24 protein-coding genes and 1 pseudogene are annotated in these 21,747 nt (G+C 38.1%); 3 read left to right on the forward strand and 22 right to left on the reverse strand.

Annotated elements, in window-relative coordinates; genetic code table 11:
• Position 1: 1 nt before the first annotated feature.
• From AM500_RS13085 to AM500_RS13100, 4 genes are all read right to left on the reverse strand, one after another.
• Complete coding sequence (locus tag AM500_RS13085) at positions 2–1,399, reverse strand: M20/M25/M40 family metallo-hydrolase (protein ID WP_053599610.1); 1,398 nt, start codon at positions 1,397–1,399, stop codon at positions 2–4.
• 287 nt (positions 1,400–1,686) lie between these two features.
• Positions 1,687–2,418 carry a permease prefix domain 1-containing protein gene (locus tag AM500_RS13090; protein ID WP_053599611.1) on the reverse strand — a complete coding sequence of 244 codons (732 nt, stop codon included), beginning with the start codon at positions 2,416–2,418 and terminating at the stop codon, positions 1,687–1,689.
• Complete coding sequence (locus AM500_RS13095; protein WP_053599612.1) at positions 2,405–2,749, reverse strand: PadR family transcriptional regulator; 345 nt, start codon at positions 2,747–2,749, stop codon at positions 2,405–2,407. Before AM500_RS13095 ends, AM500_RS13090 begins: the two co-directional genes overlap by 14 nt.
• A 110-nt stretch (positions 2,750–2,859) precedes the next feature.
• Positions 2,860–4,515, reverse strand: a complete 1,656-nt coding sequence (locus AM500_RS13100) for an AMP-binding protein (protein WP_053599613.1) — start codon at positions 4,513–4,515, stop codon at positions 2,860–2,862.
• 193 nt (positions 4,516–4,708) lie between these two features.
• On the opposite strand from AM500_RS13100, the gene AM500_RS13105 reads away from it, so the two are divergent.
• Positions 4,709–5,140, forward strand: coding sequence for a hypothetical protein (locus AM500_RS13105; RefSeq protein WP_053599614.1), 432 nt, complete (start codon positions 4,709–4,711; stop codon positions 5,138–5,140).
• Positions 5,141–5,440: 300 nt separating this feature from the next.
• Here AM500_RS13105 and AM500_RS13110 read toward each other — a convergent pair whose 3' ends face one another.
• Together AM500_RS13110 and AM500_RS13115 are read right to left on the reverse strand one after the other, a co-directional pair.
• Positions 5,441–5,626 (reverse strand): hypothetical protein, encoded by a 186-nt coding sequence (locus tag AM500_RS13110; protein ID WP_053601721.1) that lies wholly within the window; start codon positions 5,624–5,626, stop codon positions 5,441–5,443.
• Between the two features lie 225 nt (positions 5,627–5,851).
• Positions 5,852–6,445: a hypothetical protein gene (locus tag AM500_RS13115; protein ID WP_053599615.1), complete on the reverse strand. Its 594-nt coding sequence runs from the start codon at positions 6,443–6,445 to the stop codon at positions 5,852–5,854.
• 602 nt (positions 6,446–7,047) lie between these two features.
• Between AM500_RS13115 and AM500_RS13125 the strand changes: the two genes are divergently transcribed.
• Positions 7,048–7,479 (forward strand): hypothetical protein, encoded by a 432-nt coding sequence (locus AM500_RS13125; RefSeq protein WP_053599617.1) that lies wholly within the window; start codon positions 7,048–7,050, stop codon positions 7,477–7,479.
• A 115-nt stretch (positions 7,480–7,594) separates the two neighbouring features.
• Here AM500_RS13125 and AM500_RS13130 read toward each other — a convergent pair whose 3' ends face one another.
• From AM500_RS13130 to AM500_RS13160, 7 genes and pseudogenes are all read right to left on the reverse strand, one after another.
• Complete coding sequence (locus AM500_RS13130) at positions 7,595–8,809, reverse strand: UTP--glucose-1-phosphate uridylyltransferase (protein WP_053599618.1); 1,215 nt, start codon at positions 8,807–8,809, stop codon at positions 7,595–7,597.
• A 124-nt stretch (positions 8,810–8,933) separates the two neighbouring features.
• A pseudogene (locus tag AM500_RS13135) lies at positions 8,934–9,281 on the reverse strand (VOC family protein).
• Between the two features lie 168 nt (positions 9,282–9,449).
• Positions 9,450–9,917, reverse strand: coding sequence for a VOC family protein (locus AM500_RS13140; RefSeq protein ID WP_231687996.1), 468 nt, complete (start codon positions 9,915–9,917; stop codon positions 9,450–9,452).
• The gene (locus tag AM500_RS13145) at positions 9,842–10,660 is read right to left on the reverse strand and encodes a hypothetical protein (protein ID WP_053599620.1); all 819 of its coding nucleotides are present in this window, start codon (positions 10,658–10,660) and stop codon (positions 9,842–9,844) included. Before AM500_RS13145 ends, AM500_RS13140 begins: the two co-directional genes overlap by 76 nt.
• Before the next feature lie 87 nt (positions 10,661–10,747).
• The gene (locus tag AM500_RS13150) at positions 10,748–11,197 is read right to left on the reverse strand and encodes an NUDIX hydrolase (RefSeq protein ID WP_053599621.1); all 450 of its coding nucleotides are present in this window, start codon (positions 11,195–11,197) and stop codon (positions 10,748–10,750) included.
• Between the two features lie 56 nt (positions 11,198–11,253).
• Positions 11,254–11,958 carry a DinB family protein gene (locus tag AM500_RS13155; RefSeq protein ID WP_053599622.1) on the reverse strand — a complete coding sequence of 235 codons (705 nt, stop codon included), beginning with the start codon at positions 11,956–11,958 and terminating at the stop codon, positions 11,254–11,256.
• A 75-nt stretch (positions 11,959–12,033) separates the two neighbouring features.
• Complete coding sequence (locus AM500_RS13160) at positions 12,034–12,963, reverse strand: alpha/beta fold hydrolase (RefSeq protein WP_053599623.1); 930 nt, start codon at positions 12,961–12,963, stop codon at positions 12,034–12,036.
• A gap of 283 nt (positions 12,964–13,246) precedes the next feature.
• On the opposite strand from AM500_RS13160, the gene AM500_RS13165 reads away from it, so the two are divergent.
• Positions 13,247–14,416 carry an MFS transporter gene (locus AM500_RS13165; RefSeq protein ID WP_053599624.1) on the forward strand — a complete coding sequence of 390 codons (1,170 nt, stop codon included), beginning with the start codon at positions 13,247–13,249 and terminating at the stop codon, positions 14,414–14,416.
• Positions 14,417–14,463: 47 nt separating this feature from the next.
• Here the strand turns inward: AM500_RS13165 and AM500_RS13170 are convergent, their stop codons facing one another.
• The 9 genes from AM500_RS13170 to AM500_RS13210 form a co-directional block, all read right to left on the reverse strand.
• Positions 14,464–15,087 carry a hypothetical protein gene (locus AM500_RS13170; RefSeq protein ID WP_156319812.1) on the reverse strand — a complete coding sequence of 208 codons (624 nt, stop codon included), beginning with the start codon at positions 15,085–15,087 and terminating at the stop codon, positions 14,464–14,466.
• A gap of 137 nt (positions 15,088–15,224) precedes the next feature.
• Complete coding sequence (locus AM500_RS13175; protein WP_053601722.1) at positions 15,225–15,710, reverse strand: tetratricopeptide repeat protein; 486 nt, start codon at positions 15,708–15,710, stop codon at positions 15,225–15,227.
• Positions 15,711–16,271: 561 nt separating this feature from the next.
• Entirely contained in the window at positions 16,272–16,469 is a 198-nt protein-coding gene (locus AM500_RS13180) for a hypothetical protein (RefSeq protein ID WP_053599626.1), read from the reverse strand.
• 322 nt (positions 16,470–16,791) lie between these two features.
• Positions 16,792–17,946, reverse strand: coding sequence for a pyridoxal-phosphate-dependent aminotransferase family protein (locus AM500_RS13185; protein WP_053599627.1), 1,155 nt, complete (start codon positions 17,944–17,946; stop codon positions 16,792–16,794).
• Positions 17,947–18,171: 225 nt separating this feature from the next.
• The gene (locus tag AM500_RS13190; protein WP_053599628.1) at positions 18,172–18,555 is read right to left on the reverse strand and encodes a VOC family protein; all 384 of its coding nucleotides are present in this window, start codon (positions 18,553–18,555) and stop codon (positions 18,172–18,174) included.
• Positions 18,556–18,730: 175 nt separating this feature from the next.
• Complete coding sequence (locus tag AM500_RS13195; RefSeq protein ID WP_053599629.1) at positions 18,731–19,477, reverse strand: ABC transporter permease; 747 nt, start codon at positions 19,475–19,477, stop codon at positions 18,731–18,733.
• Complete coding sequence (locus AM500_RS13200) at positions 19,474–20,205, reverse strand: ABC transporter ATP-binding protein (RefSeq protein WP_053599630.1); 732 nt, start codon at positions 20,203–20,205, stop codon at positions 19,474–19,476. Before AM500_RS13200 ends, AM500_RS13195 begins: the two co-directional genes overlap by 4 nt.
• Positions 20,206–20,473: 268 nt before the next feature.
• On the reverse strand, positions 20,474–20,983 hold the full coding sequence (locus AM500_RS13205) for a hypothetical protein (RefSeq protein WP_053599631.1): 510 nt from the start codon (positions 20,981–20,983) through the stop codon (positions 20,474–20,476).
• A 40-nt stretch (positions 20,984–21,023) separates the two neighbouring features.
• On the reverse strand, positions 21,024–21,716 hold the full coding sequence (locus tag AM500_RS13210; protein ID WP_053599632.1) for a DUF2711 family protein: 693 nt from the start codon (positions 21,714–21,716) through the stop codon (positions 21,024–21,026).
• Between the last annotated feature and the right edge of the window lie 31 nt (positions 21,717–21,747).

Here is a 21,747-nt window from a genome sequence, read left to right on the forward strand (position 1 = left end):
CTTATTGAATTGCCTGCTCGTGGTATAGATGTGGCATCTTCTGTTCTTTGCCTTTTTTAGCCTTTGGTCCCTGGTTGTCCGGTCTGACGATGTCGTAAACCGCAGTACCCACAATTTCAGCTACATCCTGAAGTTTTTCCTTGCTGATCTTATCAATTGTGTCTTCAGGTGTATGGTACCATGGCTCAAGTGGACGGTGGATAAATGACGCTGATGGAATTCCAACCTCTGTAAAAGCAACATGGTCACTGCTTCCTCCCGTCTCCAATGGGGTTGCTGCCCCATTAAGGCGTGCACTTGATGCCTGTGCATGGTCCGACACAATGTTCGGATTGCCATCTGCTACGTTGATGACGAGGTTTCCTGCATCTCTGCTTCCTACCATGTCCATATTGAAGTAACCAGTGAAGCGTTCTTTTTCATCAGCTGAAAGCTGGCTCGCATAATAACGGGAACCAATCAAGCCAAGTTCTTCAGCGCCAAACGTGATGAAGCGGATTTCCCTGTCTGTTGGCAGGTCCTTCATTACACGGGCCAGTTCAAGTACCATTGAGGTTCCGGATGCATCGTCGTTGGCGCCAGGTGCACCTTGGACTGAATCGTGGTGAGCACCCAGGGCAAGAATATCATTAGTTCCTTTATTTTTATTAGTAGGAGCTTTTGTCGCGATTACGTTATGGGATTTGCGTATTCCACCCTCTGCCCCTACAATATTAATTGTTGCAGAAGGTTTCGTTCCGCTATTAACGGCAGCAAGTAGAGCTTGTCCAGATTCCTGAGAGATGGATACAACAGGAACAAACTTATCATTCGGGGCGCCAAGTGTGCCATTCAGGACTCCAGCGGCATTGTTAAAAATAATGACCCCTTCTGCGCCTTTAGCTGCTGCGTTCAGTACTTTGTCTGCGAAGGAAACACCTTGGCCGCGCTGAACCAATGCAATTTTTCCAGTCAGATCAAGATCAGCAACATCCGAGGCGCTTCCAAAACCTGCATACACCAGTTCACCGGTTACATTTCCGTCGAGTCCGTATGTAAAGGATTTTGGCTCAAGATTTGAAAAACCATCCACTTGCAGCTGTACAGTATGAGGAGCGGTATACCCATAGAATTCGAATTCCTGAAGTTCTGTCTTGTAGCCGTAAGACTCGAATTGCTGTTTTACGTACTGAATCGCTTTCTGTTCGGCCTCTGTACCGGCAACCCGTGGTGTTCTGGATAAATACTCGATATTGTTGTAGATATTATCGACGTTGATTTTGTTCAGAACCTTGTTGTCTAAGTGAAATGACTGAACTTGCTGCGACTCTGCAGGCTTTGCATTGGCAGGAACCACTGCAAATGTACTAAATGCGAGACCTGCTGCTAAAGCAAAGGGAATCAAAGGCTTTTTCTTCATAGAACTCCTCCTAAAATAGTAAAATTGGTCCAACACTCAAATAATATAATATTCAAAATATATTTAATAGTTAGTTTATTCCTATTTTGTTGTGGGTCTAAAGACTTGTTTAAGGTCATTTCCACCATGTAAAACAATAAAACATAAGATTCGTATGACTTTAGTAACAGAAAAAGAAAAAACGCTCAGTTCTCTGAGCATAATGAATATGAAAGATTTTGCTGTAACTGTACTCTTACGTTAGTAGTGATTAGATTAGCCTAGCCTATTTTAACTGCTAATTACATCTACTTCTGCAAGTTCAATTCTAATCGCGATCTTTGCTTGTTTTTTAGTAACCTATAACTATATAAAATCAAAGAACTAATAAAGAATACCGATGCTAGCTGAATGACCCAATAAAAACGAATAACATTATATGAACTGGTAACAAGGTACGTGTCTTCTGTGTTAGGGTGTATCATTGGAATTCGCTCTTCTATCGTTTCAATAAAAGCCGAATCATCCTGGGAGAATCCCTCTGTTCCAATCGTTTTAAAGACAACAGGCGATGATGGATGTGTTCCTTTTGTAATGACTATATTTTTAATCATTCCTTTTTCTATCGCTCGATTAACATCCGTCTTGAGTGTTTCAACAATTGGCTTATTGTCAAAGAAGAGCGCTCCTTCGATATTATTGTAAAAATATTGTCTTTGTTGCTCATTAACTTTTTCTACTCCCCATGCAAAACCAACCAGTATAAAAGATAAACAAAATAATACCAATGAAGCAATAAACCTTTTGTCTTTCAGTTTACTTTTCTTATGTTTAGTTCCAGCTTCAAATATGTCTGCTTCTCCTCCAAATTGCTCTAATGCTTCCGAAACAGCTTCATCTTCAGTCAATCCCTTACTTTTTGCTTCTTCAATATGCTCAAGCAGGTGTGTCCGCATTTCTTCTTTCATTTCTTCCTTTTCTCGAAGGCTTAAGGAAGATTCCTTATATAATTCATCCAAAAATTGATTAATTCTTTCCATGATCATTCCCCTCCAAAAAAGACTGTAAAATGTTCTTTAAGACAAGCCATTCATTTTGGCTGCTTTTAAACTCTTCAATGCCGGTACTTGTTATTCGGTAATATTTCCTTCGCGCTGCACCCTCTGAATCAGTCCAATACCCTTCGATTAACAATTTTGTTTCAAGTCTCTTTAGTGCTGGATACAAGGTTCCCTCCTTTAGTACGAAACTATTTCCACTCACTTTTTTCATTTTCTTGCTCATTTCATAACCATATAGGTCTTCGTCAACTAGCAGACTTAATATAATGACATCTATGTATCCCTTAAGCCATTCTTTTCGAATTTCCAAAATTTACACCTCCACACTGGAAATATATCACACTATACTTTGTGTTACAAGGTATATTGTATTATAAAAGGGAGTGGGATTTTCCCACTCCCTGTAAAGAATTTTTCACTCTAATTCAAGGTAGCGCTTTTCGACGAAACTACGTCCTCCGCCATTTTCCTCAATTTATATTTTTGAATCTTACCTGATGCGGTTGTTGGAAACGAGTCACAGAATTCAATATATCGCGGGATTTTAAACCGTGCGATTTTACCAAGACAGAAATTCCTGATCTCATCAGCAGTTGCGGTTTGCCCCTCTTTCAACTGGATCCAGGCCACTACTTCTTCTCCGAATTTTTCATCTGGGATACCGACGATTTGAACGTCAAGTACCGCTGGATGCTGATAGAGGAATTCTTCAACTTCGCGCGGATAGATGTTTTCACCGCCGCGAATGATCATGTCCTTAAGCCGTCCCGTAATCCGGCAGTAGCCATTTTCGTCCATGACGGCCAAGTCGCCGGTATGGAGCCACCCGTCTTTATCAATCGCTTCCCTGGTTGCTTCGGGATTTTTATAATAACCTTTCATCACATGGTATCCGCGTGTGCAAAGTTCACCCTGCTGGCCATTTGGCACTTCTTCATTCGTAACCGGGTCGATGATCTTGACCTCGACATTCGGCAGCGCCTTTCCGACTGTTGCTACCCGCAGCTCGATTGGGTCGTCGGTCCGGGTTTGTGTAATAACAGGTGATGCCTCTGTCTGGCCGTAGCAAATCGTAATCTCACTTGCCCCCATCTTTTCAATCACTGCTTTCATGACTTCGATCGGACAGTTGGAGCCAGCCATTACGCCAGTCCTTAAGGTAGATAAATTATATTTTTCAAAATCGGTATGATTCAACTCGGCGATGAACATGGTTGGAACTCCGTGAAGTGCTGTACATTTTTCTTTTTCAACGGCCTCGAGAACCTTTTTCGGGTCAAATTCCTGGACAGGCACCATTGTTGCGCCAACGGATACACAGGCAAGCGTGCCAATGACGCAGCCGAAGCAATGGAAAAATGGTACCGGAATGCAAAGACGATCCCTATCAGTCAACTTCATGCATTCTGCGATATTTAGGCCATTGTTGACGAGATTGTTATGGGTAAGCATGACACCTTTCGGAAAACCGGTCGTTCCAGAAGTGTATTGCATATTGATTGGGTCTTCAGGGTCAAGAGATGCCATCCGTTTGTCCAGCTCCTCATCAGACACCTCATCCTTCAAGGCAAGGATATCGTCCCAATGCAGCATGCCAGGATAGCGGTTCTCTCCAAGGACAATGACATTTTTTAAAAAAGGAAGTTTCTTGGACTTCAAGCGGCCTGGCTCGGCAGTTTTTAGCTCTGGTACAATTTCATAGAGCATGTCAATATAGGATGCATCCTTAAATTTTTCCATCAGGATGAGTGTGGTTGAGTCCGATTGCTTCAGAAGGTATTCAAGCTCCGCAGTTCGGTAGCTGGTGTTGACAGTGACAAGAACTGCACCCATCTTGCCAGTCGCAAACTGTGCCGTTACCCATTCTGGACGGTTTGTTGACCAGATAGCCACATGCTCCCCTGCTTCAATTCCAATCTTCATCAATCCTTTGGCAACATCTCGGCAAAGGATTTCAAATTGCTGGTACGTATAACGCAATCCTCTGTCCGGATAGACGACAGCATCCTGATTCGGAAGCCTTTCTGCTGTCTCCTGGAGCAGTTTTCCAACTGTAGTATTCATTGCTTCTGCCATTCCCAAAAAACCTCCTTTTGCATTTGTTAAAACCGGAAGTTGTATAATATGTAATCGCTGTCATTTATTATAGAACGAATTTTCTAATTTTTCCATTTTCAATCAAAAAATTTGGTAATTCATTTACATTTTAAAAGGATTTTATTGGTTATTGCCGAAAAGGTTAAACTAAGAAAAGTTTGGGGGCTGACGAATGAAAAAAATACGAATAAAGTCGATTATTTTTGCCATCTTCCTTTTAACGCTAATTGGGTGCTCTAACAAGGGGGATCAGGAGTATGATTTAAACCAACTAACTAGAGTGGATGTTGTTATGTCCACAGAAGAAAACAAAGAACAAGAAACCATCATAATGGAAGAAGAAAAGCTTGAAACCATAAGAGAAGTGATTGAAAGTATTGACTGGGAACAAAATGTGAAGTCTGAGATGACGAGAAAAGAAGATTTCAAAGTAACTTTATTCATAACCGAGGATAAAAACATGCCAGAAAGGCTATATGAATATTTTATCTTGTTTAATCAGAGCGACGGGTCAGCGACAATTATTGACAGAGAAAAGAATGCTGTCGGAACTTTGGACAAGGAAAATGCCCAAATGCTGAATGAAATTTTGACGAAAAACTAAAAGAGCAGGTTCGCCCTGCTCTTTTGCATTCTATGGAATAACAATAGTCTTACGCGATGTGTAAACCTTGTAAAAAGGAGTTGAAATCCATTTTCCCCATCCGTTCCGCCTTGTTCCCTTACTGGATATCACCTTCTAGGATAGTTCCTTATTAAGTTTAGGGTATTCCGGCGGACTTGCCTAAAAAATATGTAATGGTCAAATTCAAATAAAAGCAAAATTGGCGGTTGATTATACCTGAAACACCTCACCCGCCAATAGCAAATGTTTTGTTGTGAGCTACTTAAACATAAAGATGTTCTAAATTTGTTGTTCGACTTTGTCTTGATTCACTAAGCCAGCTTCGATTTTCACCATTTCAAGATCCAGCTTTCTTTCTTCCAATTCGATTTGTTTCATTTTTAGTTCATATTTCTTTTTGTTTTCGTACCCATAATATAGGAGACTTAGCCCAACTATTATTGTTATGTAAAACCATAAATCCATAAATCTCACCTCATTTCTCCTTTACATATTAAAGGCTTCACCACAGAGATGCTGTTTTCCTCCATTAATAAAGGTTTCTTTGCTAAAGCTTTGCCAAACACACTAGTCATTTTTGAAATTATATTAAAAAATGGTGTCAGCATCCTGACACCATTATACGTTAAGTTATAGGGCTTTTTTCAACAAACTAGTGCAAATTAGACTGTTGGATGGCGTGATCGTTTTTTAAAGATCCTTTACTTGTTTGCCTAACCCTTTATGAGGGTGTTGTTTGGCCATTTTGGATACAATTTGGCCTTTGTTGGCTGGCGGCTGGTTCTTTACCTCGTCTTTGTCTTCATCTTTATCAATATCTTCTTTATCTTCATCCTTGTCAGGATCGTCCTTATCTTCATTGTCATCTTCATCGTCTGGCAGCTTTAATTCAGGAGCTTTAGAAGCCGTCGGCTGTATGGATTGTATTTCTTTATCCAAAAGCGATGAAATTCCATTTCCTCCAGTTACTGTACCTGATTCTACTAATGTTAATAGTGAATCAAGGCTTTCCACTGTTAACCCTTCTGCCTTTATTGTAGATAGAAGTGTTTTAGAAGAAGTTGAGTCTTCCGCTTGCCATTTTAATTTTTCCAGGTCAATCACCTTTTGCCCGAGCAGACCATCAGCATCCTTGTAGGTGACAAGAAAGAGTTGCTGGCTTAAAACCTTTTGAAAAACAGGTTTTTTTACCTTCGCAGGCTCGTCCGCATAGGTTGGTGAGATTGATGCAAATCCAAATAGTCCCACGGCGCATACAGCACTAGTAATCATAGGTTTTTTCATGAAGAATACCTCCTAAGATGTGTGTTTGGTTTTGCAACCACTCCTTTTTTACCCTTCTATCAAAAGAATAGACCCCAATTTTCAAAAAATAGGAAAAAGGTAAATCCGAACTAGATTTGTAAGATTTTTAACATTGAGTGATTAAATTGACATGTGAAAAAGGTTACTAAACCAAGTTAGCAATTCTCATAATTCTCCTCGGATACTTCTATGCATTTTAACATTTATAGATTATAAACGACCTCTATAAAAAGGGTTGTTAAAATTAAGGTTTAATGGATATTTATGTTAAAATTGAAAGCGAGTACATCAAACTCTGGAGGGTTGAAGAAAGCGAGTAAATACGAAGGAGATACACGTATGAAGGAACACTTTGAAAAAAACATAAAATGGTATCTTCTCGGAATTCTTGTTCTGTATATTATTCCTCGTTTTTTTCTTTATGAGTGGAAGGGCTTAACCTTGGAAACAAACTGGGGCATAGTGATTCAAATTTTTATTATGGCATTTCTTTTTTTAATACTAAATAGAAAAACGTAAATTTTGGCCACGCTGTAGTTTAGTGGCCAAGGAATAATGCGGGAGTCGGGAGTGGTCTAGCCATGAAGAAATATCTATACTTTTCTTTATCAATTATTTTTGTTGGTACTTCCCTTTTTCTTTATATTTATCGCGAACAAAATTTAGTTGATGTAATGGATATAGACCGTGTTGAGAAAATTTATATCATCCTTCAAAATAACGGACCTGAGGAATTTGAACTTATAAAACCAGATGATGAAATAATGAATAAACTCTCCGCCTTCCTTAAGCAATATCGTGTAAAACTAACGAATAAAAATGGTTGGACTTCTGATCACGAAAATGAACAATTTACGCTTTACCTCGGGTATGAAGGTGGAAATATGGAAATTTTCACTGTTGAACGAGATGTAGTTGTATCAACCCGAATTTACGACGTAGTAAATCCTCCTTTGGATTATCAATTCATTCAGGAGTTGGAACGGGAAATCAAATCTGACGAAAATAAATAATTATTGGACTATAATGGCTATCAATAGAAAGGGCGATTAATCCTTATTGGATTAACTCGCCGGTTTTGCTAGCTTAAAAGTCGCTGCCATTGCTTTTAAAAATCAACAACCTTTGTTATTCGTTTAGTAAAATCATTCTTCTTGCAGATTCAGGGCTGTCTTCCCCGCTTTTATTTTTAACAGGTGCAAACTCCTTTTCTCTTGGGACCTGCAGTACAGCAATCGATTCAGCTTCAGGAAACAAATCAAAATAAAATTGCTCCAGTTTGTAGCCATTTGGTTCTGCTGGTTTTATTTCTTTACCGCTGTCATCCACGGTCGGTATCGATTTATGTGCAAAATGATATGGAAGGGATTTGTCCGCTATTTCTTTTACAAAATCCAGCTTGAATAAATGAATGCTTATATGAGCATTCGTCATATCCGGATTTTCACTTTCCTCTTTGGTCATTTCCGAGTACTCAATGACAGACGGTTTTCCGTCCATCAGACAGAATACTCCTACTTTCTCTTGCGGATTCCTTTTAGCCGCTGATTTACTGGCTATTGGTGAGTCCTTTTCATCGGCAAAGCCGACAAATAGCGGATCGGCAATTTTTATAATCGCATTGTCAACATTATACATAAATATCCACTTTACTCCCCGCTTCTCCATGTCCTCTAGTGCACCGCTCGATTTCAGAGCTGAAAATACTCCGCCGTTTCCGTTCGGCGAAACAGAAAGGCTCGACTTTGTTTTTAACATCAATTTGCCATCAGGCGTTAATGTAGGTGCTGTCGGCTGAACGAAAAAGCTGATGTTCTCTGGATTGTATCCAAAGTAATTGTGCTGATGAAAGAACTCCCTTGTTTCCTCATCATTAATCGGGCTTGTCATGATATACCATGGGATCATATTATCCGTTTGGTTGTAGAGCTTAAGCAGCCGTTTTGCCTGAAGCTCAAATAATGATTCATGCCCAGGCAGCCCAATGTCATACGTTCCTTTTGGCCCATCATGTCCAAGCCTGGTTCCCTGCCCTCCCGCTAGGAGAACGGCTGCTACTTTTCCTTTTTGAATCAATTCCAAACCGTTTTGTTCATATTCTTGTTTCTTTTTCTCTGATAACTCCTCTAATACTTCGTATGTTACAGGCTCGACACTCTTTCTTTCTGGATTGTCAGCAGAAGTAAGTTTTTCAGCTGCAGAGCTGATTTCTTTTAAGTTGACCTTGTCTATGTCGTCCATCAGCTGTTCTTGTTGGCTTTCCGAAAGTTCATCCCAAAAGGCTAGAAGATGCGACTGATTAAATTCTTTCAATGTTTCTTGTATTTTTGAAAAACGATTCATAATAAAAACCTCTCCATTTTAAAAAAATTTATTTAACCTGTATATATAGTGTAACAAAAAAAGGAGCTGCAACTACAACTCCTTGTTCTCTGTACCCGTTTAATCCACTTAATATGAAAAAAAGTTATTTTTCCCATAGCTCCACTAGTCTGCCATCCGGGTCTTCAACCCAAATGAACTTACCAAATTCACTTACCTCTTTTTCCTTTACAAGAGGTACACCTATTTGTTGAAGATGCTTTATAGTCTCCTCTAGATTATAAACATCAAAATTTAACATCACTTGCTGCTCTGTTGGGAAGTAAGGGTCGTTTTCTGCAAAAAAAGAAAAGATTGTTTCATTTTCAGAGTGTTGTTTAATAATAGTCCCATTTCAATTATTTATTTCAACATTAAGCACATCACTGTACCACTTTTTTGTTGCTTCAAGATTTTTAGCCCTCCAAAATATACCTCCGAAACCCTTTATAATCATAAAAAATAAGCTCCCTTTTCTATTAATTTGAAGTTCAAGAAATAATTGCAACAATGTTACTCTATTGTTCAAGCTAACAATCTGACAACTGAGTTTTTGTCCATTCGTGCACCAATTATCTTATAAGAAAAGACTTTCCATTCACGAAGATATAGCTCTGCTTTTTTAACAAAAGATTTCATGAATGTTCCCATCAGGATCTGCAAAAAAAGCAGTTGTTTGGCCCCATGGCATTTGTGAAGGTTCTTTAATCGGGGTAGCTCCTTTTTCTATTATTTCTTTATACGATTGCTCTACTTCCTCTGGTGTTTCACAAGGGAAAGCCAACTCAAAAGATTGTCCCTTCTTTTCCTCTTTAAAAGAACTGTGTCCATCAGTGATATCAGACATAGTTTCCCTGGAACAAATAGAAAACCTTACTCCCTCATTATCGAACTCAACATAACCCGGAGCTTCACTTTTGACTGTAAAGCCTAAAACATCGCGGTAAAAAATAGTCATTCCTGCCATGTCATCGGTAACTATTGTTACCAGGTTAATTTGTGCTTTCATTTCATCTACTCCTTTTTCTCTTCGATCATACCGTGATGGTGCAGAGCCTTTAAAACATCCATTGTCCATATACTTTTCCAAACAATAGCCGCTTCTTTATCACAATTCCAATTCAAAATGAAATGTCCATCCTCTGACTGGGTATCGATTTCCTTTTCCAAACTTTTGATAACAAACTCTTTAATTGGCAAATACAACGGACTTTCAGGTGAATGGGCAAAGAAAAACGGTTTTGCGCAATAAGTAGTTGCCCATTTTTCGGAATCAATTTCTATGATTTCATTAATATCTTTTTTTAATTGTTTCAAAATAATAGACTTGTATGGTTCATCTGTTCTTACTGCCAAGCGAAGTAAACTGAGCGCTTCCAGAAAGTAAAATTGCCTTGGTTCATCTGAAGTCTGAATAGTACCCATATTAGCTATGGCATTTTCGGTAACATTCTTTAGAAAATCGTCTGGAACTAATTCGCGATACTCATTAAGATAACCAACCAATTCAGCACAAGGATTATCGGTCCAACCCTTGCTTCTTTGGTTAGGTCTCGGGTGCCAACATTTTAGTTCGTGGTCATATGAGCCTATTATGTATTGAATGCCTTTGTGCACTACAACGTCATCCGGAGAAGCACCAACTTCACTAAGATACTGAAAAGCCATGCTGGTATCCATCCCATTTGGAATTACAGGATGACCTTCTCCCATATTCCTAAATCCGCCATTTTCTCCTTGGTACTGCTCCAATATAGAAATAACATGTTGCGCATTGCCATTTTCAAAATGAAAACGAAATAATTCCTGTTCTAAGTCCCTTCCGTAATTCATTAGATAACTTCGAGCTAGCTGAAAATTTTCAGATGATAATGTACGAACTTTATACCCCTCCCTTTGAGTAAGACATAACTCACTGTCCTAGGAATTTTTAAACAAGTCGATTGGATAAAATTGCTGATTTACTATTGAGTCAATAATTTTCTGTAAAACAACTGGATCACGAAGTTCCCCTTCATTTACATGTAAGGTTTCTGATAAACGGATCCATCTACTATCTATAATTTCTTCTTCCGCTAAACATAATTTTCCGCCTATTATTTCACCAATGAAATGAAACAGAATAATTTGGTGGCCCGTACTGCTTGTAAAATTGTAAACTCCAGTTGAATTTATAAGCCTTACATCGTATCCTGTTTCTTCTTTTACTTCCCTGCAAGCTGCACCTATAATATCTTCACCTTGTTCAATTCTTCCTGAAGAGAAATTCCACTTATTGAGTGCAGATGGTTTATTTTCTTTAATCATTAAAACCATATTATCTCTAATAATAGAAACGCTGGCCACTAAGACCATTCCATTATGATTCATATTGTTCTCCCTACACCTTTTAGTCTAGCTGTGCAACTTCTTAACTACCTCTTTTATTATTGAAATTGAATATTCTTTGAGAGTTTAGTCTTAATACGGATACATTTATTTAAATGTAGAAAAATATGTCTTGTTGCTGGCATCAAAATTAATCCCGCAATAGTTTTGTTGCCCCAATATTCCGCTAACCACCTTGAATTCTCCAAAACTGCGTTTTCATCAAATAGCCGTTTAATTCTGCTTTCTTCAACTTTCAACTTAAATTGTCCTGGTTTCATAACAGTAATAATTTCTTGGGTTCGTCTGCCCACCGATGCTCTATATGCCAGTAATGAATCAATATCAATTTTGGAACTTAATTCAGCGATCTCACTTTCACTCATATCATTTCCTGAATGAGCAAATGGAATATTCATTTTATTAAGCCAATCAGTAGTATTAAGAACCTGTTGCTCATCAGCTACTAAAATATTCATTGTCATATCCTCTATTCGGGAAATGTGCCATAAGTGCCACACAATTGAATTTCTAGTATCGGGATTTTGGACGGGATATTGCCTAAAAGTTGCTTCATTAAGATTTTCCAACAATGCATCTTCCAGTGTGAGATGAGTCGCTTTACCAATTGTTGAAGTAGAATGCAGTAAAGAATGCTGGGAAAGGATTAATTGAACTGCCTGTGAATGTACTTCTGGTTTTAAAATTATTTCTTTTAGTTTCTTATGATTTTCATTCCATACCTTACGTTGTTTCATATCCATAAAAATGATTCGCTCCTAAATTGTATTATTTAATATACGAAGGAACTTTAACTGACACGTCTCTCTAGCAACCCTTTATTTTTCCGTTTGGACATCTTGATTTATTAATTTTAGAATACTATCTATTACAATCTTAGGGTTTTCAAGATGAACGGAATGCCCGGTATCTGCTTCAATAACTTCTGTGTTGTTTGTTAAATCGGTAAAGAGTAACTGATTTTTCTTCCAACCTTCAGGCTGATTTTTTGCGCTGATTACTACAACACGTAAATCTTTTCTCAAGGGTTTGGAAGTTACTAGTTGTTGAGCGGATGTTACGCTGTCCACATATTCTTGGTATGCTGTTTTATATGCACCAAGTGTATATCCGATGTAGTTTAGTGACTCATCGTATTCCTTTGCAAGAAACCTCCTGCCTATCCTCTGCTTAAACATTCTCGGTATACCTACTAATGAGGTAACATATCCAGCAGTCATGAGCCTTCTAAAATTCTTAATTCGTTTCCTATTCTCCTGGGAAAGAACATATTGATTCTCGTGGGCAGCATCTTCCAAAACAAGGCCGATAACCTCATCAGGATACATACTGGCAAACAGTCTCATTGAAAGGCCTCCAAATGAATGGCCGACTAGTATATATGGTGGTTTTATTTTAAGTTGACTAAGGACATCTCGTATTTCCTCAACACTATCTAATGAGGTCATCGTTTTCCTCTTCGTCTTACTCCAGCCATAGTTCCCTCTATCATAAGATATTACACGGGCAACCTTGGAAATTTCGGGCTGAACATAACACCAATCAATCGAAATAGAACTATATCCTGCTTCCAGAATGACAGTGACAGGTCCTTCCCCAGTCACTATTGCGTGTACCTCTGACATGCTCGTTTTAATTATCTGCCCCGGCGGGTTAACTTTGTTTTTTCTATTCATAGATAAATTCCAAAGTGTTAAGGGAAATCCCATAATACCTAACATGTTTCTAGCGATAGTCGGAAAAATCACAAATACCTCCAAAATATAACAATTTTTTATTGGAGAATATAATTCGATAATGGTTAGTGTAATCCTTCTTTTTTCCACAGAATAAGAAAAAAGGCCGCCTCTTATTGGCGACACAATTTAAAGAGCGTTATCTCTCGAGGATTTCTAAAGAAAATAATATCAGTACTATTTTAAGAAAGTATTTTTCAATTCCTGGAGAGTATGTTACATTATTATTTTGTTCTTGAGCAAACTTGCATCAAGGGAAAGTATTCAACTAGGGGAAATTAGGAAGGAAGATAAGATGGATAGGCGTATTTATTTTTTAATGATCATTTCCTTTGTAATCGGCATGGTTGAACTGATCATTAGTGGCATATTGGATTTGATTGCCGAAGATTTAAATGTAAGCATCGGACAAGCCGGTTTACTGATAACTGTTTTTGCATTAATATTTGCAGTTGCATCACCCATTTTACTCGTCATGACTGCCAAAATTGAAAGAAAGCGGCTGATGTTAGTTTGCTTATACATCTTTTTAATTGGTTGTATCGTGACGGTATTTGCCCCTACTTATTCGATTTTGTTTTTAGGTAGAATTATTTTAGCTTTAAGTGGAGCGCTCTTAATCATCCTGTGTTTGGTAATGGCTCCCAGCTTAGCAGGAGAACAGTATAAAGGCAGGGCGATTGGGATTGTTTCCATGGGAGTAAGTGCTTCATTAGTATTAGGGGTACCAATCGGGCTAATTCTTGGAAATAGTTTTGGATGGAGAGCACCTTTCGTCGTTATAACTGCGCTTACAGCATTATCTATAATTGGCGTCCATCTATTAATGGGACGTATAGAACCAAAACCTCAAATTCCGTTAAGGCAGCAGCTTGCAGCATTTAAAAATCACAAAATCACATTAGGACTGACAACAACATTTCTGTATATGACTGGTCATTCCATTATGTATTCTTACTTTAAACCTTATTTAGAAGCAACCACTAATTTCAATGCTAATTGGATTAGTATTATCTATTTAATATTTGGTTTTGCTGCAGTATGCGGTGGTGGAATTGGCGGCGTAATGGCGGATTCACTGGGCTCTAGAAAAACAATGGTCATCTCTTTAGCAATTTTTAGTGGTCTATTCTTTGTATTTCCATATACAACAGATATATTTCCAGTCTTTATCGTTATCCTTATTGTATGGGGGATTCTCAGTTGGGCGATTTCACCGGCAATGCAATCTTATTTGATTGAAAACGCGCCTGAATCATCGGAAATTCAGCAAAGCTTGAATAATTCCGCTCTTCATTTAGGTGTAGCAGCCGGTTCAGTTATTGGAGCTGGTATAGTAGACACACTTTCAATTACCGTTAACCCAATTGCAGCCGGAATATTAATCTTCTTCTCATTCATAACTGTAGTCCTTTCTGTTAGCAGCAAGAGTAAGACTTTGTATAAACCAAAGAGCGCAAATTGAGTTAGTTCAATTTGCGCTTTTTAACGATTCATTTACTGATCACAACATCACTTCATTTCAACATTTAAAATAGTCCCGGTCCGTTCCATGTAGGTGAAACGATAAGTCTTCCCTTCTTCTAGCCGAAATAGGTCCAGCAGAAGCGTAAGGTCATGGTCAAGTTCTTCGGTTTCTATCAATGCTATATCATTATCTGTGTAGCGGCCGCCGCCGGTATATACATCAACAACTTTAAGATCCTCTACCTTCGCTGCGCCATTTTTATAATCCTGTATATCTCTCAAACTATTCATTGTTAGAGAACTTAGTGCATTAAAAACAAAAACAGCCATGGCTATAAAAATTATCCCTGCCCCGCCCCATGCAAACACCTGGGTCTTTCTTATTTTCTGGGGATTTTTGAATGCGATGACAAGGCTGGAATAAATGAAAAAGAGTAGTAGGGTTAATGCAGACAAGTACAAAAAAGCAGTTCCCATGGACTCCGACACAAATGCTAGATAAAGATCGGTAATGAACATTATTTTTATGAAAATAAAAGCTCCACCTAACAAAACAAATATACTCATTACAATTAGAAAGCCATATATGATTCTTAACCTCTTACGGTTTGCAAGATCACGCTTGATTTGTTCAGGCGTTTGCGCAGCCCGCTGTTTTTTTCTAGACATTCCCACTAATTCTCCCCTTTTTTAAAAAAATCACATTAAATGCCTACAAAACGAACTTGAAGTATTTTGCCGGATTGATTAAACACAATTAAAAACTCCGGATGCTTTTTCCCAGCAAAATCAATTGGTGCTACAAATCACTTCCAAACTTCATCCAATTTATCGGAATAAAACTCAATTGCTTTTTTATAGCTAAGAATTTTATCGTCTTCTGTCGTATCAATTAAGCATTTTAATAATAACTCCATCGCTTTGCCATGTTCGTTTAGATTATATAGGGTCATCGCATAGAATGTTTGAATGGCTCTATTGTTTTGAAATAATTCGATTCCCTTTTGAAATGTCGCCTTAGACTTATCATATTCCCCTAATGTCCTATATGTACTTCCTAACCCCAATAATGCTCCTTCTAGTTCAGTAGAGGATAATCCTAATTTGATTGCATTTTCATAAAATGGCACTGCTTTCGATTCTTCACCCATTAAATCAAAACTCCAGGCACATTGATAATTTAATGATGCATGATTGGGGTTTTCCTGTATGATTTTCATCAGCAATTCGTTCGATTCTTTATACTTTCTTCTACTCCTTAAATCAATAGCGTGCTGTAAATCCTTTTCCAAGCATTCCATCTCCAATCCTCATCTTCTTTCATTCTAACCCTTAGGACTACTTATTTTAGTTTTTATTTAGAGCTCTTCGAAGTACCAAAAATAATATAAGATGATTGAATAAATTATTTCACTCATTTTGTAGTATATAGCGCGTTGCTTTGGTTCTTTACTTGTCATCTTTCCTGCGTGGTAATGAAGGCCGGAAAAGGCCAAAAATTATGGCTTACCATGCTTCAGTCAGCTTATGAAGACGGGAACAGACTAAAAAATTTTGCCTTACCGTCCTTCATTCCGCTTATGAAGGCGGGAACAGACTAAAAAATTATGCCTTACCGTCCTTCATTCCGCTTATGAAGACGGGAACAGACTAAAAAATTATGCCTTGCCGTCCTTCATCATACCGAGAAGGATGATACATCATCCATATTATAACAAATGTGAAGACCCTTCCATTTAACAATTGAGCTTTTTCTCTTCGTTATCTTCCAAGGAGGTATAATTCTACTTTTTTTACGGTCTGATAAACAGGAAAAGCCACGGTGCTGTCATGGCAACGTGGCTTTTAACTGTTTATGATCTAATTAACTTCATCCCAAACGTCAAGACTTCATAACTATTTTTAAGAATATAGCCGTAATTTTGTTTATAATCGATGACAATATCATCTTCCAAATGGCTAATAACCAAAGGGTCTATCAAGACAGAAATATCATCTATTTTAAATACTTCCTCATTATTTACCTGCTCAGCCTGAGCAAGTTCATACACATATGTGGCTCCTCAGCCAGTCGTTCGGGTTTCGTTGAGTTTAATGCTTGGTTCGGTACCAAGGACTTTTTTAAGCTCATTCTTTGCATCAATTGTTATATGAATATTCATTTCTTCACCTCATTTATAAATTACCCTTCCTTGATTATAATCAACCGTGTTATCTTTACAAAGATTATGATTACAAGATCAAGTAATTTTAAAAGCAGTGGATTTGAGAACTCATCAAATCCACTGCTTTTCCTGTTCTATTGACGATAAATTCAACATTCGTATCGGTGTATAGCTTCCACTAAAAGCAATCTTCTCTTAAAATATGTTTCTATTTTAAAGAGGATAAGAAAACATTTTGGGCAGCTTTCACTCCGGCACCTTGCTCAAACTGATAGGAGAAATCCTGCAATCCTGCTTCAATTAGGGAAACTGCTTGAAGGATATCGCTAGGGAAGCAATAGCCCATATGTCCAAATCTGAAAATTTCACCTTGAAGATGACCCAAGCCACCGGCAAAATCGATGTGATATTTCTTTTTCAAATGTCCTAAAAATGCTGCCAAGTCCACTCCCTCTGGGGTGCGGATCGCTGTAATGGTTGGTGATGCGAACTCATCACTGGTTAATAGTGGGATAGACAGAGCATTCATAGCTTCTCGAACCATGTTTTTCATGACTTCATGCCGCTCAACCGTTTTCGAGAATCCCCCTTCCTCCTCGATTAAATCGCACACGGCGGAGAGACCCATTATTAGCGAAATTGATGGAGTATTAGGCGTCATTCCTTTTGCTGCCCACTCACGATAGCTTATAAAATTTAAAAAATACGCATGAGTATGATTGGCCTCTATTACTTTCCACGCCCTGTCACTTACTGCTAAAAGAGCAAGGCCAGGAGGCAGCATCATCGCTTTTTGTGACCCTGTCACCAAAATATCGATACCCCATTCATCCATTTCGGCTGGGGCACCGCCTATACAGCTTACTCCATCAACTATAAATAAGGCATCCGAATGATTGTGTACAGCTTCTGCCAATTGTTTAATAGGGTTTAAGATTCCTGTAGACGTTTCATTATACGTTGCAAAAACTGCCTTAATATTAGATAGGGGTTTCAAGAACTCAATCAGGTCTTCCTTTGTGCAAGCTTCGCCCCAATTTTGAGCTAGTTTATGTACTTTCAGACCATTTTTCTCGCATATTGAAACGAAATAATCCCCAAATGCTCCTACTGTGACAACAACAACTTCATCTCCGGGAGAAACCGTATTTACCACTGCCGCCTCTAATGCTGCTGTGCCGCCTGATGGAAGAAGCAAAATCTCCTGCTGGGTCCCAAAGACAGTTTTTACGCGTTGCGTCGTTTCTCGATATAGCTGTACAAATTCCTCGGTACGATGACTAATCATATCCTGGGCCATTGCCAATTCCACTTTTTTAGGAATTGGAGTAGGTCCAGGATGTCTAAGAATATTTCGGTACATGAATTCCCCTCCATTTTCTTTTCTCAAAATTAGTTTAGCATAATAATTACCAAAAGGAATTCCTAAAAGAAAACAAAGATATTTTACTACTCCCGTGTTGCTTTTCTACATTAAAAATAATAGAAACGCTAATCATTTTATTTCTCCATTTATTTACTAAGTTTATTTTTCGCACAATATGAAAAAAGAGCAATGGGATAGGATTCTAACCATTGCTCAATGCATTTAATTATTGCAAATCATTAATACATTTCCGTCCAAATCCTCAAAGTTAAAATAAGCAAAATCGCCAATACGCTCAATTTCTTTTACAACTTTAATTCCTTTGTTTTTAATAAATTCGTATGCTTCATCAATATAATTGACGAAGAAATTAAATAAAACATGATCCGAAGGTTTTAGTTTAAAGCTCGGATCGAAAGTGTGGTCATCCAAAGTAAGTCCAGTTTCTGATGTAACAGGGATATTGTAAACAGGAGAAGCAACTTTACCTTTACTAAAGGGTATACCAAGTAGTTCGCTATACCATTCTACTGATTTTTCTAGATTGCTGACATGGATAAATACATTATTCACCTTACAAGCGATTGGAGAAGCAATTGAATTCATAAACATACCACCCTTTGATTCAGCTTTATTTACTAATTCTATTAATCTTAAGAAACACCTTCAAAAACCTAATAACTTCGTATTTAGAATTTATTGTACTTTTGAAGCTCACCATTTTTTCGGTAATGAATTCAACAAAAACAACGCATTTGCCTGGGGAAAAGAATATTCATTCCTATCGCAGTATTTGCATCCGTTTATTGAATAATGTCGGATAGGAAAGAAAACCAAGCATTATGCTGGTCACCGCAGCAGTACAAAGCAGAAGGAACAGAATTAACAACTGGAATTGTACTGCTTGAACCGGGTCAGCCCCGGCAATAATTTGACCGCTCATCATTCCCGGAAGCTGAACGAGCCCGATTGTTTTCTGGCTTTCAATCGTAGGTATCAAACTCGCCTTAATGGACGTAATTAAAGGGATATGAATAGCTTGCTTCGGTGTACCACCGACGGTTAAAATCAACTCTGTTTCATCATGTCTTGCCTCTATTTCTGCGGTAAAACGATTTAAGAACAGAATCGCGAGAACCATTGAGTTCCCTATAACCATCCCGCTTATCGGAATAATATATTGTGGTTCTGCAGGAGTAATGTTAAATCCGAGCAGAATACCTTGCGTGAGCAGCTCGATAAAAACAAAAGTTAGGATAAGCTTCCAGGTGATCCCCTGAATGGTGGCCCCATTTTTTCTGGCATTTTGAGTTGCCGCACCAATCATGAGTGCAACCATTAGTATGGTGTAGATAATATGTTCCGACTCAAATACGAAAGTCAGGATATATCCGACAATAAGCAGTTGAATAATTGAGCGGATCGTAGCGATCATTATATCTTTTTCAAGTTCAAGCTTTAATGTCTTTGATAATAAAAGTGGAATGAGAACGAAGACGAGGCTAAAGGATAATGCCAGGTAGCTCATTTGATGTCCCCCTTTACAAACTGTTTTACCAGTTCATTTTGTGGCTCAAGAAGGAGCTTACTTTCACCAAATTCCAAGAGTTCCCCGTCCATAATCACCCATGTCTCATCCCCGATATGTATAGCCTGCTCCAGATTATGAGTAATCCACATAATCGTAACGTGAAATTCTTTATTGATTCGAACGATCAGTTCCTCGATATCTTGCTTTGAAACCCGATCAAGTGAAGATGTAATTTCATCGAGCAATAAAATCTTTGGCCGGTTGACGAGGGTTCTCGCAATGGAAACCTTTTGCCTTTGGCCGCCGGAAAGGTCTTTTACGTCTCTCTTCAATAAGTCTTTTTCCAAACCGACGGATGTGAGAAGTTCTGCTGCTTCCTCCTCTGAAAGTGTTTCCTTTTTTAACGTACGTGGCAGTGCCAGGTTTTTATAGATGCTGCCACTAAGCATAGTTGCATTTTGCAGCGCGAGGCCGACATTTCTTCTGAGTTCGGTTGGCTCGTACTCTTCAATATTTTTTCCTGATATCCGTATGTCTCCTTTAGTTGGTGAAACGAGTCCATTAATCAGGCGGAATAATGAAGTTTTACCCGCACCAGACGGGCCGACAAGTGTCGTGATTTTTCCTGTTGAAATGGAGCCTGTAATATCTTTTATGATATTTATTGATCCAACCGAATAATCGACATGCTCAAGTTCGATAGCCTTTTCTTTTAATTCATTCATTTGTGATTCCTCTTTCGTTTCTTCTATTCTAGTAGGACTCCCAATTATAATCATAACACGCACGTGTACAAAACCTTATTGTGCAGACTTATTAGGTTATTAATAGGATTATTTCCCCCAATAGCTCGAACGAACACTTATTTTAGCCTTGGCTATTTTGTATATAAATTTGGTTTTTATTTTCAGTATTCATCGTGGATTAGATAAAAAAGCAGTTGATTTCAGCTTTACCTTGAAATCCACTGCTTTTTCTGTTCCTGAGCGTTTATTAATCAATTGGAGGATTGGCTTTCTCTCCTATTTCCTTTGCTTGCTTCATAAAAGAATCCATGCTTGCACTTATTGAAATATTTAGTCCTAAGCCTGCTTCGCGAAGAACTTCTCGTAATTCTTCAAAATTCTTTTTACCTTCTTCAGATACATCAATAAAACTATATAATTCATCATTGGGATAACGACTTAATTTAGTATACAAAGTACTAAGGATTATTTCATCATTCTCTGAAAGGATTCCCAGTTGTTCACCAGTAGTTTTACCAAGTAAAATACCGTTCAACACATCTCCTAACTTAGTTGTAACCAAGTTCGGTTCCGGCCAATTTTTCTCACTTTGATTTGCGATCACCCCTTCCAATTCTACTAAATTATATTGAACCTCTGTTAGAAGAACTTGCTCTTTCACGAAATACAAATTTACGATTTCCCAAGCAACAATTGCGATAAGAATTATATTGAAAGCAATAGAAATTCGGAATAGTAACTTCTTTTTTTGACTCAATTTCACTCCCCCTGAACGTATGGACTTGTCGAAGTATTCTTTAGTTGTGGATACTCCAATAAATCATGGTTTTGTCATTACAATTAAAGCCTTCTAAATCACAGTAATTTACTATTCTGTTTACCGTCCCTTTGTCTGAGCACAAAAGAGAAAAATGGCTGTCCCAATGTGTCGTCAGCAAAATGCTGGCATCGTGGGTAAATAAATTGACCCTCTGATTACCAATAGGAGTGTTGTCTTCGATTAAATCCCCTATATGTTGCAATTTCCGTTCAGTACCAAATTCATCTCCGCACCATATCCACTCGTGCCCTTCCTTTTTAATGGCATCTAGAATTTTATTAAGCAGTAGTTCTGAAAAAAATCCTTCAGATGGTATGATCAGTTTGTTTTCTTCACAAACATCGTGGATTATTTCTGCAGTTTCTTCATCAGCAAATTGTTTGTTTAATCCCCCTATAAATGTTCGCAGCCCGATGTCCAATTTCTTATTACTTTCAATTGAAGATAATTGAAGGAAGTTTTTCCAGGAAATTGGTTCACAATGATTGGTGATATCATTTTTCCCGAAGGAAGAGCCTTCTTTCCAATCGATTGTTTTCGGATTTATAAAAGGGTGATAATAGATAAAGATCTCCTCAAAGACTCCATAATAAAATTCCTTAATTGGTATATCTTCACTGGCGCAAACTGCATATCTATGAGGCTCAGGCAATATTCTTGTATCCGACATTTTCTCCCCCTTATTCAGTAAATTCTCCGCA

This window comes from Bacillus sp. FJAT-18017 (assembly GCF_001278805.1).
Taxonomy (GTDB): domain Bacteria; phylum Bacillota; class Bacilli; order Bacillales; family Cytobacillaceae; genus Bacillus_D.

Excerpts from the sequence above, each read along its gene's own strand:
- AM500_RS13200 (WP_053599630.1), bottom strand. The coding sequence starts at position 20,205 with ATGAATGAATTAAAAGAAAAGGCTATCGAACTTGAGCATGTCGATTAT.
- AM500_RS13170 (WP_156319812.1), bottom strand. The coding sequence starts at position 15,087 with ATGTCTAGAAAAAAACAGCGGGCTGCGCAAACGCCTGAACAAATCAAG.
- AM500_RS13100 (WP_053599613.1), bottom strand. The coding sequence starts at position 4,515 with ATGGCAGAAGCAATGAATACTACAGTTGGAAAACTGCTCCAGGAGACA.
- AM500_RS13195 (WP_053599629.1), bottom strand. The coding sequence starts at position 19,477 with ATGAGCTACCTGGCATTATCCTTTAGCCTCGTCTTCGTTCTCATTCCA.
- AM500_RS13110 (WP_053601721.1), bottom strand. The coding sequence starts at position 5,626 with ATGGATTTATGGTTTTACATAACAATAATAGTTGGGCTAAGTCTCCTA.
- AM500_RS13115 (WP_053599615.1), bottom strand. The coding sequence starts at position 6,445 with ATGAAAAAACCTATGATTACTAGTGCTGTATGCGCCGTGGGACTATTT.
- AM500_RS13125 (WP_053599617.1), top strand. The coding sequence starts at position 7,048 with ATGAAGAAATATCTATACTTTTCTTTATCAATTATTTTTGTTGGTACT.
- AM500_RS13085 (WP_053599610.1), bottom strand. The coding sequence starts at position 1,399 with ATGAAGAAAAAGCCTTTGATTCCCTTTGCTTTAGCAGCAGGTCTCGCA.
- AM500_RS13150 (WP_053599621.1), bottom strand. The coding sequence starts at position 11,197 with ATGAATCATAATGGAATGGTCTTAGTGGCCAGCGTTTCTATTATTAGA.
- AM500_RS13145 (WP_053599620.1), bottom strand. The coding sequence starts at position 10,660 with ATGAATTACGGAAGGGACTTAGAACAGGAATTATTTCGTTTTCATTTT.
- AM500_RS13165 (WP_053599624.1), top strand. The coding sequence starts at position 13,247 with ATGGATAGGCGTATTTATTTTTTAATGATCATTTCCTTTGTAATCGGC.
- AM500_RS13130 (WP_053599618.1), bottom strand. The coding sequence starts at position 8,809 with ATGAATCGTTTTTCAAAAATACAAGAAACATTGAAAGAATTTAATCAG.
- AM500_RS13155 (WP_053599622.1), bottom strand. The coding sequence starts at position 11,958 with ATGGATATGAAACAACGTAAGGTATGGAATGAAAATCATAAGAAACTA.
- AM500_RS13190 (WP_053599628.1), bottom strand. The coding sequence starts at position 18,555 with ATGAATTCAATTGCTTCTCCAATCGCTTGTAAGGTGAATAATGTATTT.
- AM500_RS13210 (WP_053599632.1), bottom strand. The coding sequence starts at position 21,716 with ATGTCGGATACAAGAATATTGCCTGAGCCTCATAGATATGCAGTTTGC.
- AM500_RS13185 (WP_053599627.1), bottom strand. The coding sequence starts at position 17,946 with ATGTACCGAAATATTCTTAGACATCCTGGACCTACTCCAATTCCTAAA.
- AM500_RS13090 (WP_053599611.1), bottom strand. The coding sequence starts at position 2,418 with ATGGAAAGAATTAATCAATTTTTGGATGAATTATATAAGGAATCTTCC.
- AM500_RS13105 (WP_053599614.1), top strand. The coding sequence starts at position 4,709 with ATGAAAAAAATACGAATAAAGTCGATTATTTTTGCCATCTTCCTTTTA.